The sequence below is a fragment of the Microbacterium sp. dk485 genome, assembly GCF_004570445.1.
Classification (GTDB): Bacteria; Actinomycetota; Actinomycetes; order Actinomycetales; family Microbacteriaceae; genus Microbacterium; species Microbacterium wangchenii.
The window spans coordinates 1,047,999-1,070,892 of the sequence record NZ_SPQW01000002.1 but is presented as its reverse complement, the minus strand read 5'-3'; the positions used below and the strand labels follow the sequence as shown (position 1 = coordinate 1,070,892).

The window sequence follows — 22,894 nt, the reverse complement described above, 5'->3', positions numbered from 1 at the left end:
GCGGTTGCCGGAATATGCCGTCGACTCTCATCGCCGCGCGGCTCTTCGTTCGACGAGACGGGTGGGCTGGAACCGCGCGCCGGAATGCGCTATCGGTGCCGTGGGGGTGGGAAGGGTGCGGCGCCTCGAGGGTCGACGCGGCTCAGTACCAGCCGACCGACTGCGAGTGCGACCACGCGCCGCACGGCGAACCGTAGCGGCCCGAGATGTATCCGAGGCCCCAGGCCACCTGGGTGCCGGCGTTGGTCGCCCAGTCGGCACCGGCGGAGGCCATCTTGCTGCCGGGAAGCGCCTGCGGGATGCCGTATGCACCGCTGGAGCGGTTCTGCGCCTGGTAGTTCCAGCCGGATTCCTTCTGCCACAGCGAGACGAGGCATCCGAACTGGTCGTCGCCCCACCCGAATCCGCCGAGCATGCCGCGCGCAGTCGCCTGCGCGCCGGCCGGGCTGTTGTCGCCGCTTCCGCCGCCGGCGGGCAGGGGGGCGGCGGGAAGCGCAGCGGACGAGGCGGCAGCCGGCTGCGCGGCGGCTGCTTCTTCGGCCGCGGCGGCAGCGGCGGCCTCCGCCTCGACACGGGCCTTCTCGGCAGCCTCGGCCTCCGCCTTGCGTGCGAGGGCACCGTCCAGGCTGCCGCGCAGCTGGTCGACGCGCGTGTCGACGGTGGCGGCGTGCAGCGTCACCTCGTCGGTGACGTGGGGCAGGAGCGGGATGGGGAGGGCCTGCGCGTCGGTGAGACGCTGAGCGGCGCTCTCCAGCGCGGCGGTGTCGACCGTCGGCGCGGGCTCGCCGATGTCGACGCCGGAGGCGGCGATGTCATTCGTGACGGTGGCAGCCTCAGCCAGCGCGGTCTCGGCCGTCGTCAGAGCCGCGCGCGCATCCAGGACCTCCTGCGGCTCGGCGGGCTGGACCGTCACCTGATACGAGGCGAGGGCGAAGGAGGGGGCCGCCTGGGCGGTGTCCTCCTTCGGGGCGGGCGCCGTGCCGGTCAGGACCGTGGCGGCGAAGACTCCGAGGGCGAGTCCGCCGGCGGCCAGGACCGGGCGGCGGCGGGCCCGGCGGGCGGCGTGGCGGAGGGTGCGGCGGGCAGAAGACGTCGACGTTGTGGAGCGCATGAGACCAGTTCCGTATGGGGGATCGCGCCGTCGGGCGGCGCCTTGCGCCCGCGTCATGCGGACACAAAACCCCCACCTTTGCACCTTCTCCCTGGACGGAGCCTGGGTGCGGGCGCTCGTGCGCCCGCACCCGGCACCGCTCCGGCGGCCCAGCCGGATGCCGATCAGCGGTAGGCGTAGACCTCGTATTCCGCGTCGTCGGGCATCACCTGGAAGAAGCGGCCCTCGAACGGTACGGGGCTGCCGTCGGCGGGAACCTCGGTGATGTAGTTCCAGTCCGCGCCGAGAATCGTGCCGTCGGCGTCGCGCGCGACGATGGTGATCTCGAAGGCCTCGGGGACGACGTCGAACGTGGTGCGGACCGTGCCGCGCACGGCGGTGGAGTTGGTGCCGGCGGTGGCCTGGATGTCTTCGAAGACGAACTCGCCGACCTCCTCGGCGGGAACGGGCGATGCCTCGTCGACGCCCGGGAGACGCACCTCCACCGTGTCGACCTCGCGCTCTCCGACGTCGAAGAAGATACCGCTCAGCGCGATCTTTCCGGGCAGGATCCTGGCGTAGTCGGTGCGCGACTCGATCACGGCGCCATCGGCATCCAGGGCGTCGAGCTCGATCGGCGCGAAATCGTAGACGTGGTCGCTGCTGGGGTTCTCCATCACCACGACGTACCACCATGCCGACGGGTCGTACTCGTCGGGCGCGAACGCGATCTCGGTGACTTCCAGCTCAACGGCGCCGCCGATCGCGCCGGACCCTTCCTCCGATTCCTCGATGAACGGGGCTGGGGAGCTCTCCGAACTCATGCCGTCCTCCGCGGCGAACATGCCGCCGAGGGAGAAGACCGTGACGATGCCCATCACGACGGCGAGGAGCCCTCCCACCACCGAGGTGGCCAGAGCGCCGATCGCGAAGCCCGTGCCGCCCTGCTTGCGGCTGATGAGCGCGATGAGGGAGAGGACGAGGCCGGCGAGGAGCAGCAGCCCGGAGAACCACACCACGAACGGAATGACGGCCATCACCAGGCCCACCGCGGCGGCCACCAGCGCGATGATGGCGATGGTCTTCGGGCGCGGGTCGGGCCGCCGTGGCGCCTGCGGCGGTTGCTGCGGGTATCCCGGTGGCACCTGGCCCCCGGCGGGATGGTGCGGGCCGCTGTTCGGCCCAGAGCCGTACGGCGGCGGGCCGGGCTGCGACGACGGATGCTGCGGTGGCGCGGCGTGCTGCGGCGGGGTCGCGTACTGGGGTGGTGCGGCGTACTGCGGCGGCGTCGCGTACTGCGGCGGGGTCGCGTACTGCGGCGGCGCGGCGTACTGGGCTGCGGCGTAGGGAGGCACCCCCTGCGGCGGGGCGGGGTGCGGCGCGGAGGAGCGCGGCACCGCGGGCGAGGGCGGCGGGGTGACGGCAGGATCGGGAGCCCCCGACGGCGGGTTGGTTCCGGATCCGGGTGTCGTCGAGTCGTCGTTCATCGTTCTCCAGCACAGCGGCGCAGCGCCGCATCCATTGCGGACGGTGTTCACGGCGGTGTGATTCCGCGTTGGGCATGAGCTTAGAACCCTGCCGCTGGCGGGGCCAAAACGGCCGGGCTCGGCATGGCGGCAGCGGCATATATGGGGTCGCTGCCGGGGTGGGGTCGCGCTACTCGTCCGCGCCGTGCGGCGGGCGCACGCGCCACCCCACTCGCTCCAGGGCCGCGGACAGGAGCGCCGCATGCTCGCGCGCGAGGGCGAGGGAGGCGTCGGAGCAGATGTCGACGGCGAGCGGCGGCGGGTCGGCGAACTTCGGGATCTGCACCTCCGCCCACACATGGGGCGCCAGGCTCACCCGCGGGTGAGCGGTGCCGGCGTGCTCCACGGGGCCATCTGAGACGAAGGCGATCACCTCGAGCGCGTCGAGCTTCGTGATGGGCAGGTTGACCACGAGGGTCACGACGAACGGACCGCCGGCCGTATCGCGCACCCCGATCACCGTCCCGGGTGGGCCGCCAGCCATGCCGTGGCCACGCGCTTGGGCGCTTTCAGCAGCCACGAGCCGGTGAGCACCTCGCCCAGATGCGCGGCGTCGATGGCATCCAGGCGGACGAGGACGGCCGACCACCCCTCGAAATGCGGGATGGTGAAGAAAGCCTCGGGGAAGGTCTCCAACAGTGCGGCCTTCTCGTCCAGCCCGTCGGTGCGCACGGCGACGGCGTCCCCCTCGGGCCATGACCGGCCCTCCTCGCCCAGCTGCGCCAGGTCGGCCGGGGTGGGCGTGCGCTGCCACGCGAACATCCCGTTGCGCGTACGCCACGTGGGGCCGAAACCGTATCCGCTGGGAGCCTCGACGGTTTCCGGGAAGGACAGCGCGATCGCGCGCACATCCTCGAGCGTCACTGCCATCGCACCAGTGTGACGCCGTCGCGGCCGGAGGTCGAGGCCCGATCTCGCCGCGGTTCAGTGCCCGTCGATGACCGACATGAATCCGGCGAAGGCGAAGATCCCGGGCACGGGGTAGAGGAACACCAGAAGCGCGAACCATCCGATGGCACGGAGGATCGGAGCCAGGCCCGTCTCGGGGTCGCGGACGTCGAGGCGCCGGCCGTCCGCGCCGATGCGGGGCGCCGGGGGCGTCCAGGCGACCTCGGGGTCCGCCAGCGCGGTGCGGACGGCGGTCAATGCGCGCGGCACCTCCTGCCCGGGAACGCGCTCGTCGACGTAGTGGAAAGCCTTCGCCAGGATGCGCGGTACGACGGAGCTCAGCACCGCACCGACGGCTTCCCAGTGCTCGGGGGATCCGAAGTCCACGATCGCGGGGGTGAAGAACACGAGTGCATCGTCGACGATCTCGACGTTGTAGCCGCTCGCTTCGTCGATCAAGGCGGCCATGACGTCGGGGGTGAGGACGTAGAGCGCGTCGGCCCCGTAGGCGGTGGGGGTGTACACGCGGAACCACCGGTCGAAATCCCCCTCCAGCGAGAGACGCTGCGAACGGCCCACGTCCACGGGGAGATCGCTGCCGCGCCGGTTGTTGGCCGTGGCATCGAGGATCAGGTGCGGCAGCGGCGCAGGCAGGGCGACCGCGATGTAGTGCCACCTGACCGACTTCGCGCGTTGATGCTCGAGCGTGCCGAACTCCACGCCCGGCCCGATGAATCGCGGATACTCCCGCACGCGCCGGTTGCGCGGCGTGATGACCGAGGCGAAGGTCGCATCCCGGCTGGGGCTGGGGAGGAATCCGTTGGCCAGCGCCGTGAGGTCGCGGCGCCAGTCCTTCAGGCGTGCGCGGGGTGAGGGGGGACGGGCCGCCCACCGGCGCAGCCAGTACGTGCCGAACAGCCAGGCGGCCAGGATCGCGATGATCCCGGTGAGTCCCGCGATGTCGCCGGCGGTGGTCTCCCCGTCCTGGTAGGAGTCCACGCGGACCCCGATGATCATGAAGGCGATGCACAGGTACCACAGGATGAGGCAGTGGTTGACGTGGACGAGCACCTGCCGCTTGGTGGGAACCCAGCGCGGACGGGAGTCGCGCCGCACCGCCGCCATGGCGGCGCCCACCTCGTCCGCGGGCGCGTTCAACCAATGTGTATCCACCGGTTCAGTCAAACAGAACTTCTATGCTGGGATGATGCCGGGCGCGACGACGACAGCGCTGGCGTCGTGGCGGTTCACCGGCACCCTCCGGCACTATCAGGCCGACGTGCTCGAGCGCGTGGACACGGATGCCGGCTCGCCCCTGCACATCGTCGCCCCGCCCGGGTCGGGCAAGACGCTCCTTGGACTGCTGCTCGCCGCCCGCCGTGGTCGCCGCGCCGTCGTGCTGACCCCGACCACGACCATCCGTGCGCAATGGGCACGTGCGGCCGGGTCCCTGGCCCCGGACGCCGGTGCCGTGTCCGAGGATCCCGGATCCCCCGCCGACCTCACGGTGCTGACGTATCAGGCCCTCAGCGTGCTCGATGCGGCCAATCCGTTCGCCGTCCTCGCACACGCACGGTGGCGCGACGAGCTGGAGGGGGACGGGCGTTCGCCCGAGGCGGCGGAGCAGTGGCTCGCGGAGCTCGAGGCGCAGAACCGCCCGGCCTACCGGCGGGGGATCGCGAGCCGCTCGCGGACGCTGCGGCGACGGCTCGTGCGGGAGGATGCCGACGCGCTCGCCTCGGTGCTGCATCCCAACGCCCTCGCCCTGATCGATCGGCTGGTGGCGCACGAGGTCGACACGATCGTGCTGGACGAGTGCCATCACCTGCTCGATCACTGGGCCGTGGTGGTGGCCACCCTCGTCGCGCGGCTGCGGGCGGCGGGAGGCAGCCCCCTGCTGATCGGGCTGACGGCGACCCTGCCCTCGCCCGACGACGCCGACGAGTACGACAACTACACCTCGCTCCTGGGCGACGTGGACTACGAAGTGCCCGTGCCGGCGGTGGTGCGCGAGGGCAACCTCGCGCCCTACCGCGACCTCGTGCGCTTCGCCGAGCCCACCGCCGAAGAACTCGCCTTCCTCGCCGCGCATGCCGAGGGCCTCGCCGTGCTCCTGCGGACCACGTTCGCCCGTGACACGGGGCTGCAGTTCCTCCTCGACGTCCTGCAGCCCGAGCCCGATCCCGAGCCGCCGCGGTCGGCGCTGGAGCCGCCGCCGTTGCCGGAGGACCCCGTGGACGCGCGGCTGGCCGCGGCGTTCGCGGCGGATTTCGCCGGTGCCGAGGCGGCGTCGGCGATGCTGGGGACGGTCGCTCCGCAGCATCCGCTCGTCGCGCGGATCCCCGACGTCGCACGTCGACCGCCGAGCACCGACGAGTCGCTGCGCCTGCTGGCCCGCTTCGCGCTGGATCGGGTGCTGCCCGATCCCGCCGCGCAGGCGCAATGGCACCGCATCCGCCGCCTGCTGGCCGATTTCGGCTACGCGCTCACCGACCGGGGCGTGCGACGGACGCGTGACCCGGTGGATACGATGCTCGCCTCCTCGCTCGGGAAGGACTACGGTGCGTGCGACATCCTCCGCCTGGAGCAGGCGGCGCTGGGCGAGCGGCTGCGCGCCCTGGTCGTCACGGATTTCGCCGAGCACGGCAACACGCACGGCGGGCTCGTCGGCACCGCCGGAGCGCTCCGCACGTTCGCGACGCTGGTGGCGGATGCAGGGACCTCCCGCCTCACCCCGATCCTCGTGACCGGGGGGCGCACGCGCATCGCCACGCGCGATGCCGACCGGCTGGTGCCGGCGCTGGAGGAGCTGGTCGGCGTGCCGGTCGCCGCGGCCGCGCTGCTGGAGTCGCCGGACGCGTCCGAACTGCACGCGCCCGGCGTGGGTGCCGCGTTGCTCGTGCGCGCCGCATCCGTCCTCCTCACCCGCGGCGCCGTGCAGGTCGTGGTCGGCACGCGCGGGCTGTTCGGTGAGGGCTGGGACTGCCCGGCGGTCAATACGCTCATCGACTTGACGGCCGTGTCGAGCGCGTCGGCGACCCAGCAGCTGCGGGGGCGCACGCTGCGCCTGGACCCGGCGTGGCCCGACAAGGTCGCGCACAACTGGACCGTCACCGCGCTCCTGCCTTCGTCCTTCCCGCTGCAGGCCCAGCCGGACGCGACGCGGCTGCGCCGCAAGCACGCGCGGCTGTGGGGGCTCGACGTCGATGATCCGGCGCGCGTGGTGCGCGGGCTCTCCATCGCCCTGTCGGCCGGCCAGCGCGCGGCGGTGGATGCGGTGCTGGCGAAGGACGAGAACGCCTCGGTCCAGGCCCTGAACGCCGCGTCGCCGCTTCCGGAGCGCCGCGCCACACGCGCGCAGTGGCGCATCGGTGCGGAGTACGCCGATCGGGAGGTCGTGTCCGCCCTCGTGCCGCGACGGCCCCACACCCCGGTGTTCCGCACCAGCGCGCCGGCCTCCCGCGCCGTCGGCGCCGCGCTCGGCGGCGTGCTGGCCGCATCCGCCGTCGCCGGTGCGGTCGCGGCATCCGCCGGGGCACTGGTCTCCCCGGAGCTCGGGATCGTGGCCGGCATCACGGTGGTGGTGGCCGGGATCGGCAACGCGGTGCCGCTGGCGGCGACGTGGCGGCAGACCCGCGCGCAGGCGGCTGCGGGGTCGGAGCCGTACCGGCGCATCGCGGCGCTCGTGTGGGCGGCGCTGCGCCGCGCGGGCCGCGTCGCCGACACGGAGCCGGCGATCGTGGTGGTCGAGGCGGATCCGCAGGCCGGCCTCATCCCGCTGACGATCGAGGCGCCCTCGGCGGCGCGGGCGGATCAGCAGGTGTTCGCCGACGCGATGGCGGAGTTGCTGGGGCCGGTGCGCACGCCCCGCTTCCTGCTCGAGACCGGACGCGGGGGCCGCTCTGCCGCGGTGCGATTCGCCCTGCGTCGCGCGGCTCGGCGCGAGCCGGCGGGGCACTTCCTCGCCGTGCCCTCGCTCGTCGGACGTCGCCGGGAGGATGCCGAAGCCTTCGCCGCCGCATGGGAGCGCGAGGTCGGGCCCTGCGTGCTGCACGCCATGGACCGCCCCGGTCAGCTCGCACTCCTGGCGCGGGCGCGACGGGGCGGGCCGGAGACCCCGGCGCCGGCCACCCGGGAGGAGTGGCGGTAGCAGCCGCTGTCCGGCACCCCCGCTGCGTCCGCCCCTCACGCCCGCCTCATCCGCCCCCCTCGTCCCGCCTCGCGCCTGCGCGTCCCGCCTGCCCCGCTGCCCGAACTCCTCAAATCTCGGGCATTGCGGTGCAGTTGCAGCCGATTCCGGCCGCGATGTCCGCGGATTTGAGGAGTTGGGGTCGGCCGGGGGCGAGGAACGGGGGACGACAGGGGCGGACCCCGGTCGCGCGTGGTCAGTGGGCCGGCGGCATGTGCCGCGTGCGGCCGCTGCCCGAACTCCTCACTTCGGCCGCCGCGACGCCCGGTTTGGCCGGTTTTGGCCGCGCGTGCCCTCGGTTTTGAGGAGTTCGGGATGGGGGCCCCGAGCAGTGCGCAGGGCGGAAGGGTGGCAGGCCCGGGCGGCCGGGCCGAGCGGTGCGGCGCGGGTCAGCGCGGCCGGCCCCGCACGGCGCGGCCGGGGTAGGCGGCGGGATCGAGCTGCCCGTCGCGGATGACGAAGCTCCCGCCCACGAGCAGGTGACGGACGCCGCTGGAGGGACGCACGGGATCCGCCGTGGAGGCGTTGTCGGTGAGCGCGTCCGGGTCGATCACGACGAGGTCGGCATCCGCGCCCGGCTCGAGCCGGCCCCTCGTGCGCATCGCCGGGGCGACCTCGTCCAGCACGCGGGCAGGCAGGTACGCGCAGCGGCGGAACGCCTCGACCCAGTCCCACAGGCCGTGCTCGCGGACCATGAGCCGGATGCTGCGGGCGAACGTGCCCGCCGTCCGCGGGTGCGTCGACGCGCCGGCCGGCAGCGGCCACTCGCGCGAGTCGGGCCGGCCGTCCGGCCACTCCAGGGGCATCGCGTCGCTGGCCACGATCGCGTCGGGGAAGGCCAGCGAGCGGCGCAGGCGCGCGCGGTCGGCCTCGTCGCGCTCGTCCAGGAACTCCACGAAGCACGTCGCGGCCGGGTCGGACTCCCGCACCTGCCGGAGGCGCCGCTCGTCGGCGATCCGTTCGCCGCTGCCGAGCATGACGATGCTCGACGGCGACAATCCCGTCTCCCGCAGCCGCTCGGGGGAGAGGAAGGCCGCGCCCACGCTCGTGCTGCCCATGCCGTACGGGTATGCCTCCACGGTGATGCGCGAGCCGGACGCGCGCGCGGCCTCCAGGTCGCCCAGCACCCGGTCGACGTGCCGGCGGGACGTGCTGTTGACGTGGCAGTGGTGCATGGCGGCACCCGTCTCTGCCGCGGCGAGCGCCACCTCCCGCGAGCCGTCGATCGGCGTGGTGGGGTCCAGCTCGATGAGATCGCGCACGTGCGTGAAGGTCGGCGCCCCCGCGGCGGCGGCGAGCCTGGCCACCGCGACGTACTCGGCGGGGTCGGATCGCGGTGCGTAGCCGAGCAGTACGCCGATGCCGAGGGCGCCGGCGGCGAGCTCGCCCTCGAGGAGGCTCAGCCACGCGGCGCGCTCGCGGGGCGACGACGTGCGCTGCCACCGGGCGTCGCCGAGCAGGGCGGAAGAGGCGTGGAAGTCGGCGGCGGGCGTGACGCCCGCCAGTACCTGGCCACGCGCATCCGACCACGACGCCGAGAATCCGTAGTTCAGCACGCGGCCCTCCGCCGCGGCGGCGGCGTACGCGGCGTCGATCGGCATGAGGCCGGCCTCGAGGTCGAGCGTCGTGGTGACGCCGTCGAAGGCCTGCAGCCGCTGCCCCGCGATGGAGTGGACGTGGCTGTGCAGATCCACGAACCCGGGCCCCACGACCATCCCCGTCACGTCCACGACCGTGCCGCCATCGACCGTGCCGCCACCGGGATCGCCCGCACCGGCCCCGCCGGTACCGGCGGTGACCCGTTCCACGCGGCCATTACGGATGACGACGTCGGCGACCGTCTCCGTCCCGGCGACCGGATCGATGACGCGGCCGCCGCGCAGGATCGTCGTATTCATCACGGTCCATCATTCTCGTCCGCAGCCGCTGCGACCTGTGCGATCGAACGAGGTTCGCGTGTCATATCCGTCGAATCGAACCAACGACCGCCCGACAGACGTCCCTATGGTGAGACCATGCGTACCCCCGATGACATCGCCGCGTTTCTGGACGCGGACTTCGCCCGCCTGGTCTCGGAGCACGGGGTACCCGGTGCCGCGGTCGCCGTCCTGAAGGACGGCGTGATCGTCGATCGTGCGGCCGGCGTGCTGAGCACCGCCACGGGAGTCGACGCCACCCCCGACTCGGTCTTCCAGATCGGTTCCATCACGAAGGTGTGGACCACGACCCTCGTGATGCAGCTCGTCGACGAGGGGCTGCTGGATCTGGATGCGCCGTTGCGGCAGTACCTGCCGGCCTTCCGCGTCGCCGACGAGGCGGCCGCCGCCACGATCACGACGCGTCATCTGCTGAGCCATGTGGGCGGCTTCGAGGGCGACATCTTCACCGACACCGGACGCGGCGAGGACGCCATCGAGAAGTACCTCGAGCATGTCGCCGTGCTGCCGCAGGTGTTCGCGCCGGGGCAGATCTTCTCCTACAACAACGCGGCCTTCACCGTGCTGGGGCGCCTCATCGAGGTGCTGCGCGGGACGCATTGGGAGGCTGCCCTCACCGAGCACCTGGCCGCGCCCCTCGGGCTCACCTCCGTCGCCCCGAGCGCCTACGAGGCGATTCTGTTCCGTGCGGCCGTCGGGCACATGGGCGAGGGCGAGGACGGCGCCCCCACGCCGGCGCCGGTGTGGGCGCTGGCGAAATCCAACGAACCTGCCGGATCGATGCTGGCCATGACGGCGCGCGACCTCGTCGCCTTCGCGAAGATGCACCTGGACGGCGGACTGGCCGCAGACGGCACCCGGGTGCTGTCGGAGGAGTCGGTGCGCGCGATGCAGGAGCGGCAGATCTCCCTTCCCCGCCTGACCGGAATGGGTGAGGCATGGGGTCTGGGCTGGGAGATCTTCGTCGAGGGCGCACCCACGGTCATCGGTCACGACGGCGGCACGATCGGGCAGTCCGCCTTCCTCCGCGTGGTTCCCGAGGCGGGCCTGGTGGTGGCTCTCCTGACCAACGGCGGCGACGTCATGGGCCTGTTCGGCGACGTCGTCAAGACGATCGTGACGGACGTCGCCGGCGTGGAGCTCCCCGGCTTCCCCACCGTGCCCACGGAGGAGGTGCCCGTGGATGCGGCACCGCTCGTGGGGTTCTACTCCAATTCCACGTTCGACATGACCGTCAGCGTCGACGACGACGGGCGGATCTGGCTCGACAGCATCCCCAAGGGCATCGCCGCGGAGATGGGCGAGGAGGCCGAGCACGTGCAGCTGGTGGGCCTGGATGCCGACTCGCTCATCGCGGTCGAACCCACCATGAAGGAGATGCACGTCGTGTACGCCTTCCTCGGTGAGGACGGCGACGGACGCCGCACGCACATGCACTACGGACGCGCGATCTCGCGCGCCGACTGACAGGCGCACCACCCGACTCAGAAGAGAGAACCCGCATGAAGACGTTCACGAGACCCGCGCTGGCGACGGCGACCGCGATCATCGGCGTCGTCGCCCTGGCCGGATGCGCCGGCGGTGGCAGTGGCGGCGGCGGCGGTGATGCCGACTACGTCGAGGACGGGACGTTCACGCTGTCGATGGTGGCCGACCCCGGGGCGCTGGATCCGCAGATGTCCGCCGTCAGCGCGCTGTTCCAGCTGAGCCAGTTCGCCTACGACTCGCTGGTCTCCCTCGACGAAGAGGGCGAGATCCAATCGCAGCTCGCGTCGGAGTGGGAGCTCGAGGGCGACACCGTCACGCTGACCCTCAACGAGGGCATCACGTGTTCGGACGGCTCGGAGTTCACGGCCGACACCGCGGCGCAGAATCTGACCTGGATCGGCGACCCCGAGAACCAGAGCCCCTTCCTGGGCACGTTCTTCCCGCCCGGTGCGACGGCCGAAGCAGACGGCAGCACCCTGACCATCACGCTGGCCGGCCCTGCGCCCTTCGTGCTCCAGGGCCTGGCGAACCTCCCGATGGTGTGCGAGGCCGGCATGGAGGATCGCGGACAGCTGAGCGATGGAACGCTCGGCACAGGCCCCTACGTCCTGACCGAGGCCGTCCAGAACGACCACTACACGTACGAGGTGAACGAGGACTACGCGTGGGGCCCCGGCGGTGCCACGACGCAGGAGCAGGGCCTGCCCGCCACCATCGTGGCGCGGGTCATTCCCAACGAGACCACCGCGGCCAACCTCGTCATGTCCGGTGAGGTCAACGCGGCCGCCATCGTCGGCCCCGATGCCCAGCGCCTGGATGGCGCGGGCCTGTACTCGCAGCAGGTCGAGGCGCTCGTGGGCGAGCACTGGTTCAATCAGGACGACACCCGCCCCACGAGCGACCCCGCGGTGCGGATCGCGCTGACGCAGGCGCTCGACCTCGCCGAGCTGCAGAAGGTGCTCACCAGCGGCGCGGGCGCCCCGGCCACCCGGCTCACGGTCGTCGAGCCCTCATCTTGCGACTACGACGCGGTCAGCGGGAACGTCCCGGCCACCGATGTGGACGCCGCCGCTGCGGCACTGGATGCTGCGGGATGGGTCGAGGGCGCCGACGGCGTCCGTGAGAAGGACGGGCAGAAGCTCGCCCTGTCCTTCCTGTACGCCAACACGCTCGGCACCGGCGGCACGTCGGCGGCCGAACTGGCCGTCAGCGCGTGGGAGGAGATCGGCGTGCAGGTGACCGCGACGCAGAACGACTCCACGACGCTGTCCAACGCCATCTTCGGCACCGGGGACTGGGACATGGCCTGGGTGCCGCTGAACGTCAACAACCCCGACCAGGTCGTCGGCTTCGTCTCGGGACCGACGGCGCCGGAGGGCACCAACTTCGCCGGCATCCAGAACGCCGACTACGAAGCCGCCGTCGCCGAGGCGATGACGATCCCCGGCACCGAGGGATGCGACGCGTGGCAGGCGGCGGAGGAGGCCCTGTTCCAGGCCGCCGACGTGGTGCCGTTCGCCAACAACGTGGTGAAGACCTTCGGCAACAAGGCGGAGTTCACGATGATCGACACGGTCATCCCGACGAGCATCCGCCTCCTCGCGCAGTAACCGCGCCCGCCTACCGGCGCCGGAAGGAACGTCCCCCATGAGCACTGCAGTCGCCCCGCCCCGCGAGGAGGTGCGCCGCGCCCGCGATTCCCGCTGGCCGCGGTTCATCCTCCGGCGGACGGGGCGACTGCTCGTGTCGCTGTGGATCCTGGTGACCGCCGCGTTCCTGATGATCCACCTCATCCCGGGCGACCCGGTGCGCACGGCGCTGGGGCCGACGGCCTCCGCCGAGCTGGTCGCCGCCAAGCGCGAGTCGCTCGGGCTGAACGATCCGCTGCCCGTGCAGTACATCGACTACCTCCGGGGCCTCCTCGTCGGCGACTTCGGCACGTCGATCCAGTCGAACCTCCCGGCCATCGACGTGATCACCGTGCGGCTCCCCGCCACCGCGAGCCTCGCCCTGCTCGCGTTCGCCTTCGCCGTGGTCATCTCCGTTCCGCTGGGCGTCATCATGGCCGTCGCCACCCGCCGCGGCCGGCGGCGCAAGCTCGAACTGGGCTTCGCCACGAGCAGCGTCCTGGTCTCCGCCATCCCCGACTTCCTCCTGGGCGTCGCGCTCGTGGCCGTCTTCGGCGTCTCGCTCGGATGGCTCCCGATCGCCGGGCGCAGCGGCCCCGAGTCCTACATCCTGCCGGTCATCGCCCTCTCGCTCGGGCCCGCCGCCGTGCTCGCGCGCATCGTCCGCGTCGAGATGCTCGGGGTGCTGGAGGCGGACTTCGTCCGCACGGCACGCGCCAAGCGGCTGCCGGCGTGGCGCATCCACCTCACGCACGCTCTTCCCAACGCCGTGACCGCCGCCCTCACCCTGGGCGGGCTCCTGCTGGGGTCCCTCGTCGTGGGCACCGTGCTGGTGGAGAACGTCTTCGCGTGGCCGGGGCTGGGCTCCACGATCGTGTCGGCGATCCAGACGAAGGACTACCCGATGGTGCAGGCCACGGTGCTCGTGTACGGCGCCGGCGTGCTGATCATCAACACGGTCGTCGACGCCGTGCTGGCCGCGCTCGACCCGCGCACGACCGTGGGGGAGCACTGACATGCGCATCCTGCGCCGCACCCTTCTGACGCCGCTGGGCGCGACGGCCGCCGTCCTGCTCGCCCTCGTGCTGCTCACCGCGGTCTTCGCGCCGATCCTGTGGGGCGCTCAGGCCGACACGTTCGACACCGATGACATCCTCGCCGGCCCCTCGGGGGAGCACCTGATCGGCACCGACGGGCTGGGGCGCGACCTCCTCCTGCGGGTGCTGGTGGCCACGCGCCTGTCGGTCGTCCTCGCCCTCACCGCCACGTTCGTCGCGGTGAGCGCGGGCCTGCTGCTCGGCGTCGCCCCCTACCTGCTGGGGCGGGCCGGCCGACCGGTCACGTGGTTCGTGGGGATCGCCGTGGCGTTCCCGGGCCTGCTCCTCGCACTGTTCTTCGCCGTCATCTTCGGAAGCGGCTGGGTGGGTGCGACCCTCGCGATCGGCCTCGCCGGTGCGCCGGCGTTCGGGCGCCTGTGCCAGACGCTCGTGGCCGGCATCGCGGCGCGCGACTTCGTCGCGGCCGCGCGCGTGGGCGGCGTCGGGCGCGTGCGCGTGCTGTTCCGCCACATCCTGCCCAACATCGGCGAGCCCCTCATCGTCAACGCGACGATCGGCGCCGGCGGTGCACTGCTGTCCTTCGCGGGGCTGTCGTTCCTCGGCCTGGGCGTGCAGCCGCCCGAGTACGACTGGGGGAGGCTCATGATGGAGGGCCTCTCCGGCATCTACATCAACCCCCTGGCCGCGCTCGCGCCCGGCCTCGCCGTCGTCATCGCCGGCCTCGCGTTCAACCTCGTGGGGGAGGCGGCCGCACGCGCCCTGGGAATCCGCAGCACGGGCCTCATCGCGACCCTCGCCGGCGTGCAGCCGCGCCCGCCGCGCACCGCATCCGCGCCCGACGCCGACGAGGTGCTCGCGGTGCGCGATCTCACCGTGACCTTCCCCGGTGCCGACGGCCCCGTGTCGCCGGTGCGCGGCGTGAGCTTCACGATGCGCCGCGGCGAGGTCGTCGGGATCGTGGGGGAGTCGGGGTCGGGCAAGTCGCTCACCGCGCTGTCCATCGCGCAGCTCGTCGAGTCGCCGGGGGTGGTGGATGCCGAGAGCCTGCGTTTCCTCGGGACCGAACTCCTCGAGGGCGGCCCGGCCGAGCACCGACGGCTGCTCGGCACGTCGCTGGCGATGGTCTTCCAAGACCCCATGACGAGCTTCAACCCGACCCAGCGCATGGGTGCGCAGCTGGGCGAGGTCGCGATCCACCACGGCGGCATGACCCGCCGACAGGCGCATGCGCGGGCCGTGGACCGCCTCGGCGCCGTCCGCATCGCCGAGCCCGGACGGCGCGCGAGGCAGTATCCCCACGAGTTCTCCGGCGGCATGCGCCAGCGCGCGATGATCGGCATGGGCCTCATGGGCAGCCCCAAGCTGATCATCGCCGACGAGCCGACGACGGCGCTCGATGTGACGGTGCAGCGACAGGTGCTGAACCTGCTGAAGGCCATCCGCGACGAGGACGACGTCGCCATCCTGCTGATCAGCCATGACGTCTCAGTGGTCGCCGAGATCTGCGACCGCGTGCTGGTGATGTACGCCGGGCGCATCGTGGAAGACCTCCCCGTGTCGCAGCTGGCCCGCGCGCGCCACCCGTACACGCGCGCGCTGCTGGCGGCCGTGCCCGACATGGAGACCGACCTGGACCGTCCGCTCGCGACGGTGCCCGGCCGCCCCGTCGATCCGGCTCATGTGCCCGCGGGCTGTGCCTTCGCGGCGCGCTGCCCGCTCGCCGACGCGCACTCCCGCGCCGTGGAGCCCCCGCTGGTGGCGGATGCCACGGGCGCCCGGGTCGCGTGCTGGCATGCGGGTGAGCCCCTCCCTGTCCCGGTCGTGCCGGCGCGCGACCCGGAGGAGGTGGTGGCATGAGCGAACTGCGTTTCGAGGGCGTCGGCGTCCGGTTCGGATCCGGCCGTTCGGCCACGACCGCCGTGGACGACGTGAGCTTCACGATTCCCGATGGACAGGTGCTCGGGCTCGTGGGCGAGTCGGGGTCGGGCAAGTCGACGGTCGCCCGCGCGGCGGTGGGACTCGTTCCCCTCTCCCAGGGCCGCATCCTCCTGGACGGCCGGCCGATCGACCCGCGCCGTGGTCGCCGTCCGCTGCAGATGGTGTTCCAGGACCCGTTCTCCTCGCTCGACCCGCGCATGACGATCGGGGCGAGCATCGCCGAGATCCTGCCTCGGGGGATGAGCCGTTCCGCCCAGCGAGCCGAGGTCGAGCGGCTCCTGGACCTCGTGCACCTGGACCCGGCGCGCGCCGGTGCGTATCCGGCGGACCTGTCGGGTGGTCAGCGTCAGCGCGTCGCGATCGCGCGGGCTCTCGCCGGCCGGCCGCAGGTGCTCATCGCCGATGAGATCACCTCGGCGCTGGACGTGTCGATCCAGGGGGCGATCCTCAACCTCGTCCGCGAGCTCCAGGCCGAGCTCGGGCTGTCGATGCTCTTCATCTCCCACAACCTCGCCGTCGTGCGTTACGTGGCCTCCCGCGTCGCGGTGATGCACCGCGGCCGCATCGTCGAGCAGGGTCCCACGTCCGAGGTCCTGAGCGACCCGCGCGACGACTACACCCGCGAACTCCTGGCCGCCATCCCCGGCCGGATCCCGCTTCACGCGCAAGGAGAACACCCGTGACTCGCAGACTGCGTATCGGCGACCTGGCCGCTCTGACGATCCCCGCCCAGCCGGCGCTCTCGCCCGACGGCGCCCGGCTCGCGTACGTCCTCGGCGGCGTCGACACGCAGGCCGACCGGCCGGTGAGCTCCCTGTGGCTGGCCGAGCGGGGCGCCGAGCCGCGACGGCTGACGCTGGGCTCCGCGGATGCGGCGCCGGTGTTCTCCCCGGATGGCCGGACGCTCGCGTTCCTGCGCGAGGGACAGGTGTGGACGCTGCCGCTGGCGGGGGGAGAGGCGCAGCAGCGCACGAGCCTCCCGCTGGGTGCCGGCGCTGCGGTGTGGAGCCCCGACGGCGCGACGATCGCGTTCGCGGCGCCCGTGGACCTCCTCGCGGACGGGGACGAGACGGACGAGGATCGCGCCGCACGCGGATCGAGCCCCATCGTCACCGACGGCGCCGGGTACCAGGCCGACGGCATGGGTTTCCTCCGCGGCATCCGCACCCAGCTGCATGCCCTGGATATCGCGTCCGGCGAGGTGCGGCAGCTGACCGAAGCCGACGCGTTCGCCTCAAGCCCGGCCTGGTCACCCGACGGCACGCGCCTGGCCTACGTCGCCAAGCCGGTCGGAGTGGACGATCTCACCTATCGCTCCGCGGTGCACGTGCTCGATCCGTCCGACCCCGCCGCGCCGCCGGCGGTCGTGGCGTTCGAGGGCGGGGTGGCGGCGACCGTCGCCTACGCGCCGGATGGACGCATGGTCGTCGCGGGGTGGCCGGGGGAGCCCGCCGGCATCGCGCGGCTGTACCGCGTCGACCCGGCCACGGGCGAGGCGGCCGAACTGGCCGCATCCCTCGATCGCAACATCATGCCCGGCGGGCCCGGCTACCCCGGCGGGCTGCCGCAGGTGTCGGCGGCCGGCGAGGTCGTCTTCGCCGCCCGCGACCGCGGCTGCACGCACGTGTACGCCGTGTCGCTGGAGGGCGGGGAGCCCCGGGTCGTGCACGGCGGCGACGCGCACGTGGTCGCAGGGCTCGCCGTCGCGGGCGACCACGCGGCGATCGTGCTGTCCACCGCGACCTCGTTCGGCGAGGTCGTGCGCATCGACCTCGCCTCGGGCGCCGAGCAGGTGGTCACCGATCACGGCGCCGCCCTGGACGGCGTCGAGCTGTTCGTGCGCGAATCGCGCGACTTCACCATCAGCGACGGTGTCACGGTGCAGGGCTGGCTGCTGCGCGATCCGGACCGCGCCGGATCGGGCCCCGCCCCGCTCCTCGTCGACGTGCACGGCGGCCCGCACAACGCGTGGAACGGCGCCGTGGATGACATGCACCTTTACCACCAGGAGCTCGTCAGCCGCGGATGGAGCGTCCTCATGCTCAATCCGCGGGGCAGCGACGGGTACGGCGAGGAGTTCTTCACGGCGGTTAACGGCCGCTGGGGCGAGGTGGACGCGAAGGACTTCCTCGAGCCGGTCGACCAGCTCGTGGCCGAGGGCGCCGCCGACCCGGAGCGCCTCGCCGTCACCGGGTACAGCTACGGCGGGTTCATGACGTGCTACCTGACCAGTCGCGACGACCGGTTCGCCGCAGCCGTGGCCGGCGGGGTCGTCAGCGACCTGATCAGCATGGGCGGCACGGCCGACGAAGCGCATCTGCTGAACGTGTTCGAGGTGGCGGCGATGCCGTGGGACCCGCGCGACCGCGAGCGCATCGCCGCGATGAACCCGTACGCGCAGGTCGACCGCGTGCAGACGCCGACCCTCGTGCTGCACGGGGGCGCCGACGTGCGCTGCCCCGTGGGGCAGGCCGAGCAGTGGCATCTGGCGCTGCGGGAGCGCGGCGTGCCCACCCGCCTCGTGCTCTACCCCGGCGGCAGCCACCTCTTCCCGCTCTCGGGAACGCCGAGCCACCGGATCGACTACAACACGCGCGTCGTGGAGTGGGTGGAGCAGTACGCGGCGGATGCGGCGGGCCCCCGTCCTGCCGCGATCGACGCGGCACACTGGCAGCGGCGCCTGACGGCGCTGGCCAAGCGCCACAAGGTCCCCGGCGCGCAATTGGGTATCCTCCGACTGGGCGACGGCCGCGCCGACGATGTCGTGGTCGCCGCTCATGGCACGCTCAACAAGAACGTCGAGACGGCGCCGGTGGCGAAGGACTCGATCTTCCAGATCGGGTCGATCTCCAAGGTGTGGACGGCGAGCGTCGTCCTGCGCCTGGTGGATGAGGGCAGGCTCGCCCTCGACACCAGGGTGAAGGACGTCATCCCCGGGTTCCGGCTGAGCGAGGACGAGCTCACCGACGGCATCACCGTGTGGCACCTGCTGACGCACACGAGCGGGCTGGACGGCGACGTGTTCACCGACACCGGGCGCGGCGACGACTGCATCGAGAAGTACGTCGGCCTCCTCGACACGGCGGGCATGAACCATCCGCTGGGCGCCACGTGGTCGTACTGCAACTCCGGCTACTCCATCCTCGGGCGGATCATCGAGATCCTCACCGGCAGGACGTGGGACGCGGCGATGCGCGAACTGCTGTACGAGCCGCTGGGTCTCACGCACACCGTGACGCTCCCCGAGGACGCGATCCTCCACGGCGCGGCCGTGGGACACGTCGAGGTGGCGGGGGAGCAGATCGTGACCCCGGCGTGGCTCCTGCCGCGCGGGATCGGCCCGGCCGGGCTCATCACCTCACGTGCCGAGGACGTGCTCGCCTTCGCCCGGCTGCACATGACCGGGGGCGTCACGGCCGCGGGGGAGCGACTGCTCAGCGAGGACACCGTCGCGCAGATGCAGGCGTTCCAGGCCGAGGTACCCGACAAGCACGTCCTGGGCGACTCGTGGGGGCTGGGCTGGATCCGGTTCGACTGGAACGGCGACCGCCTGTACGGGCACGACGGGAACACCCTCGGGCAGGCGGCGTTCCTGCGCATCCATCCCGAGTCCGGCGTGGCCGTGACGCTGCTGACCAACGGCGGCAACACGCGCGACCTGTACGAGGAGCTCTACCGTGAGATCTTCGCCGAGCTCTCCGGTCTGGACATGAGCCACCCCGTCACGGTCCCCGCCGAGCCGGTCGAGGTCGACCTCGCACCGTTCGTCGGCACGTACGAGCGTGCCTCGGTGCGCATGGAGGTCTTCGCCGGCGAGGACGGACCGCGGCTGCGCACGACGATGCTCGGGCCGCTGGCGGAACTCGAGCCGCACACCGTCGAGGAGTACCCGCTGGTGCCCCTGGACGACCACCTCTTCGCCCTGCGCGCCCCCGGCACGCAGACCTGGATGACCCTCACCTTCTATTCCCTGCCCACGGGCGAGGAGTACCTCCACTTCGGTGCGCGGGCGACCCCGAAGGTGTCGGACCGGGTCTCGGCGCCGGATGCCGCGACGGCGGCGGATGCGGCGGGCGCACCGGCGGAGAAGGTCGACGTCCCGGCATGATCACCGCTTCCTCCGACGTCGCGACCGACGTGCTCGTCGGCACGCTGCGTCGCCTCGTCGAGTGCGAGTCGCCCTCCGCGGACTCCGCGGCCGTGGCGCGCTCGGCCGACCTCGTCGCCGCGATCGGGGACGAGCTGTTCGGCCGCGTGCCCGAGCGCATCGTCGTGGACGGCGTCTCCCACCTCCGATGGCGGTTCGGCGCGCACACGCGCGTGCTCGTCCTGGCCCATCACGACACGGTGTGGCCCTCGGGCACGCTGACGCGCCTGCCCTTCGCTGTGCACGAGGGGACGCTCACAGGTCCGGGATGCTTCGACATGAAGGCCGGGCTCGCCATGGCGCTGCACGCCGTGGCGGGGCTGGACGACCGTGACGGCGTCACGGTGCTGGTCACCGGCGACGAGGAGGTCGGCTCGCCGGCCTCGCGCGCCCTCATCGAGGACACCGTCCGCGGGGCGCGCGCCGCACTCGTGCTCGAGGCATCCGCCGACGGTGGGGCCCTCAAGCTCGAGCGCAAGGGCGTGTCGCTGTACGAGATCGGAGTGCACGGACTCGCCGCGCACGCGGGCCTCGAGCCCGAGCGCGGCGTCAACGCGACGGTGGCCCTCGCGCACGCGGTCCTGGCCGTGTCGGCCCTCGCCGACCCGGCGCGGGGGACGACGGTGACCCCCACCGTGGCGCGCTCGGGTGCGACGACCAATACCGTCCCGGCGCTGGCGACCTTCGCGGTCGACGTGCGTGCGCGCACGGCCGCCGAGCAGGATCGCGTGGATGCGGCGGTCCGCTCCCTCACCGCGGAGGTCCCTGGTGCACGCCTGGAGGTGCGCGGCGGGGTCAACCGGCCGCCCTTGGAGGCCGCGGCATCCGCAGCCCTGTTCCAGCGGGCGCAGCGCATCGCCGCGCGCCTGGACCTCGAGCCCCTGCGGGGGACCGCGGTGGGCGGCGCGAGCGACGGCAACTTCACCGCCGGCATGGGAGTGCCGACGCTCGACGGCCTGGGCGCGGTGGGCGGGGGCGCCCACGCCGAGCACGAGCACGTCGTGGTGGCCGACCTGGCTCCGCGCACGCAACTGCTGCGCGCGCTTCTCGCCGAGCTCGCCGCAGAGCAGGAGACACCATGACCGATCTGATGTTCGCCGACGTCGTCGTGGCCACGGCGCTCACGGCCGCCGAGACGGCGGCGGAGGCCGCCGGCGTGCGGGTGCGCGAAGTGGCCGGCGTCGCCGAGCAGGCCGCCGTCGTCGACCTGCTGTCGCAGATCTGGGGGCGGGGGCCGGAGAACCCCGCCGTTCCGCCCGAGCTGCTGCGCGCCCTCGGCAAGGCGGGCAACTACATCGCGGGCGCGTTCGCCGGCGACGACCTCGTCGGCGCGACGATCGGGTTCCACTCGGCGCCGGACCGGCATGCGCTGCACAGCCACATCGCGGGGGTCGCGCCATCCCATATCGGCCGATCCGTGGGTTTCGCGATGAAGCTGCACCAGCGCGGGTGGGCGCTCTCGCGCGGCATCGACGCGATCGAGTGGACCTTCGACCCGCTCGTGTCACGCAACGCGTACTTCAACATCGCCAAGCTGCACGCGCTGCCGGTGGAGTACCTGACCAACTTCTACGGCGCCATGTCGGACGCGATCAACAGCGACGGCGACACCGACCGGCTGCTCGTGCGGTGGGATCTGCGCGACGACGACGTCGCCGACGCGGCGGCGGGGCATCCGCCGGCCGTCTCCGCCCACGGCCCGTGCCACGCGACCGTCGCGGTGCCCGACGACATCCAGCGGATGCGCCGGACCGATGTCGACGCGGCACGCGCGTGGCGCCGGACGCTGCGCGAGCAGCTCACCGCTCACCTGGAGTCCGGCGGCCGGGTCGTCGGCTTCGACCGTGCCGAGGGGTACATCATCAGGCTCGGAGAGGGAATCACCGTATGAAGATCGAGGGCTTCGAACTGCGCCGGGTGGCGATGCCGCTGGCGTCGCCGTTCCGCACGTCGTTCGGCACGCAGACCGACCGCGACATCCTGCTGGTGAAGGCGGTGACCGATGCGGCCGAGGGCTGGGGCGAATGCGTCACGCTGCCGAACCCGGTGTACTCGCCTGAGTACACCGAAGGCGCCGTCGACGTTCTGAAACGGTTCTTCATCCCCGCCCTCGGGGCCGCCGGCATCGGGGACGCGAACGCGGTCGCCGAGGTGCTCAAGCCCTTCAAGGGCCACCGCATGGCGAAGGCGGCGCTGGAGACCGCCGTGCTCGACGCCGAGCTGCGCGGGGAGGGCCGCTCGTTCGCGCGCGAGCTCGGTTCCGTGCGCGACACCGTGCCGTGCGGGGTGTCGGTGGGGATCATGGACTCGGTGCCGAAGCTGCTGGAGGCCGTCGGGGGGTACCTCGACGAGGGCTACGTGCGCATCAAGCTCAAGATCGAGCCCGGCTGGGACGTCGACGTCGTGCGCGCCGTGCGGGAGCGCTTCGGCGACGACGTGCTGCTGCAGGTCGACGCGAACACCGCGTACACGCTGCGCGACGCGCCCCACCTCGCCAAGCTCGACGCCTTCGACCTGCTGCTGATCGAGCAGCCCCTCGAGGAGGAGGACGTCCTCGGGCACGCCGACCTCGCGAAGATCGTGAAGACGCCCATCTGCCTGGACGAGTCGATCACCTCGGCGCAGACGGCGGCCGCCGCGATCCGCCTGGGCGCGACGAGCATCATCAACATCAAGCCCGGCCGGGTCGGCGGGTACCTCGAGGCCCGCCGCATCCACGACCTCGCCTCAGCGCACGGCATCCCGGTGTGGTGCGGGGGGATGGTCGAATCGGGCCTCGGGCGCGCCGCGAACATCGCGCTGGCGTCCCTGCCCGGCTTCACGCTGCCCGGCGACGTCTCGGCGAGCGGGCGCTTCTACGCCACCGACATCACCAAACCCTTCGTCATGCACGACGGCCACCTCACGGTGCCGTCGGGTCCCGGTCTGGGGGTGACCCCCGTGCCGCACATCCTCGACGAGCTGACCACCGCCGTGGAGTGGGTTCCGATCTGACGGATATGCTC

Annotated in this window: 16 protein-coding genes; 10 read left to right on the top strand and 6 right to left on the bottom strand. The window is 72.6% G+C overall.

Features of this window, described 5'->3' with window-relative positions; translation table 11 throughout:
* Nucleotides 1-142: 142 nt before the first annotated feature.
* The 5 genes from E4V99_RS16000 to E4V99_RS15980 form a co-directional block, all read right to left on the bottom strand.
* Nucleotides 143-1,111, bottom strand: coding sequence for a lytic transglycosylase domain-containing protein (locus E4V99_RS16000; RefSeq protein ID WP_209305640.1), 969 nt, complete (start codon nt 1,109-1,111; stop codon nt 143-145).
* A gap of 164 nt (nt 1,112-1,275) precedes the next feature.
* The gene (locus tag E4V99_RS15995; RefSeq protein WP_135117825.1) at nt 1,276-2,577 is read right to left on the bottom strand and encodes a hypothetical protein; all 1,302 of its coding nucleotides are present in this window, start codon (nt 2,575-2,577) and stop codon (nt 1,276-1,278) included.
* A 169-nt stretch (nt 2,578-2,746) separates the two neighbouring features.
* On the bottom strand, nt 2,747-3,067 hold the full coding sequence (locus E4V99_RS15990) for a hypothetical protein (RefSeq protein WP_245233215.1): 321 nt from the start codon (nt 3,065-3,067) through the stop codon (nt 2,747-2,749).
* Nucleotides 3,068-3,072: 5 nt separating this feature from the next.
* Complete coding sequence (locus tag E4V99_RS15985; protein WP_135117823.1) at nt 3,073-3,486, bottom strand: MmcQ/YjbR family DNA-binding protein; 414 nt, start codon at nt 3,484-3,486, stop codon at nt 3,073-3,075.
* Between the two features lie 54 nt (nt 3,487-3,540).
* Nucleotides 3,541-4,662, bottom strand: coding sequence for a hypothetical protein (locus E4V99_RS15980; protein WP_167758141.1), 1,122 nt, complete (start codon nt 4,660-4,662; stop codon nt 3,541-3,543).
* Nucleotides 4,663-4,711: 49 nt separating this feature from the next.
* On the opposite strand from E4V99_RS15980, the gene E4V99_RS15975 reads away from it, so the two are divergent.
* Nucleotides 4,712-7,654 carry a DEAD/DEAH box helicase family protein gene (locus E4V99_RS15975; protein WP_167758140.1) on the top strand — a complete coding sequence of 981 codons (2,943 nt, stop codon included), beginning with the start codon at nt 4,712-4,714 and terminating at the stop codon, nt 7,652-7,654.
* A gap of 428 nt (nt 7,655-8,082) precedes the next feature.
* Here E4V99_RS15975 and E4V99_RS15970 read toward each other — a convergent pair whose 3' ends face one another.
* Nucleotides 8,083-9,591 carry an amidohydrolase family protein gene (locus tag E4V99_RS15970; RefSeq protein WP_135071100.1) on the bottom strand — a complete coding sequence of 503 codons (1,509 nt, stop codon included), beginning with the start codon at nt 9,589-9,591 and terminating at the stop codon, nt 8,083-8,085.
* Nucleotides 9,592-9,708: 117 nt separating this feature from the next.
* Here E4V99_RS15970 and E4V99_RS15965 point away from each other — a divergent pair, with 117 nt between their 5' ends.
* The 9 genes from E4V99_RS15965 to menC are packed head-to-tail and all read left to right on the top strand — an operon-like array spanning nt 9,709 to nt 22,883.
* Nucleotides 9,709-11,097: a serine hydrolase domain-containing protein gene (locus tag E4V99_RS15965; protein WP_135117820.1), complete on the top strand. Its 1,389-nt coding sequence runs from the start codon at nt 9,709-9,711 to the stop codon at nt 11,095-11,097.
* A 35-nt stretch (nt 11,098-11,132) separates the two neighbouring features.
* Complete coding sequence (locus E4V99_RS15960; RefSeq protein WP_135065649.1) at nt 11,133-12,728, top strand: ABC transporter substrate-binding protein; 1,596 nt, start codon at nt 11,133-11,135, stop codon at nt 12,726-12,728.
* A 37-nt stretch (nt 12,729-12,765) separates the two neighbouring features.
* Nucleotides 12,766-13,761: an ABC transporter permease gene (locus E4V99_RS15955; RefSeq protein ID WP_135117819.1), complete on the top strand. Its 996-nt coding sequence runs from the start codon at nt 12,766-12,768 to the stop codon at nt 13,759-13,761.
* 1 nt (nt 13,762) lies between these two features.
* Complete coding sequence (locus E4V99_RS15950; protein WP_135117818.1) at nt 13,763-15,661, top strand: dipeptide/oligopeptide/nickel ABC transporter permease/ATP-binding protein; 1,899 nt, start codon at nt 13,763-13,765, stop codon at nt 15,659-15,661.
* A complete protein-coding gene (locus E4V99_RS15945) occupies nt 15,658-16,425 on the top strand; it encodes an ATP-binding cassette domain-containing protein (RefSeq protein WP_135065658.1) in 768 nt (255 codons plus the stop codon). Before E4V99_RS15950 ends, E4V99_RS15945 begins: the two co-directional genes overlap by 4 nt.
* Nucleotides 16,422-19,850 carry a serine hydrolase gene (locus tag E4V99_RS15940; RefSeq protein WP_135117817.1) on the top strand — a complete coding sequence of 1,143 codons (3,429 nt, stop codon included), beginning with the start codon at nt 16,422-16,424 and terminating at the stop codon, nt 19,848-19,850. The genes E4V99_RS15945 and E4V99_RS15940 overlap by 4 nt, the downstream gene beginning before the upstream one ends.
* The gene (locus E4V99_RS15935; RefSeq protein WP_135117816.1) at nt 19,847-20,971 is read left to right on the top strand and encodes a M20 family metallopeptidase; all 1,125 of its coding nucleotides are present in this window, start codon (nt 19,847-19,849) and stop codon (nt 20,969-20,971) included. Before E4V99_RS15940 ends, E4V99_RS15935 begins: the two co-directional genes overlap by 4 nt.
* Complete coding sequence (locus E4V99_RS15930) at nt 20,968-21,780, top strand: GNAT family N-acetyltransferase (RefSeq protein ID WP_135065667.1); 813 nt, start codon at nt 20,968-20,970, stop codon at nt 21,778-21,780. The genes E4V99_RS15935 and E4V99_RS15930 overlap by 4 nt, the downstream gene beginning before the upstream one ends.
* Complete coding sequence (menC, locus tag E4V99_RS15925; RefSeq protein ID WP_135065670.1) at nt 21,777-22,883, top strand: o-succinylbenzoate synthase; 1,107 nt, start codon at nt 21,777-21,779, stop codon at nt 22,881-22,883. Before E4V99_RS15930 ends, menC begins: the two co-directional genes overlap by 4 nt.
* The last annotated feature ends 11 nt before the right edge of the window (nt 22,884-22,894 follow it).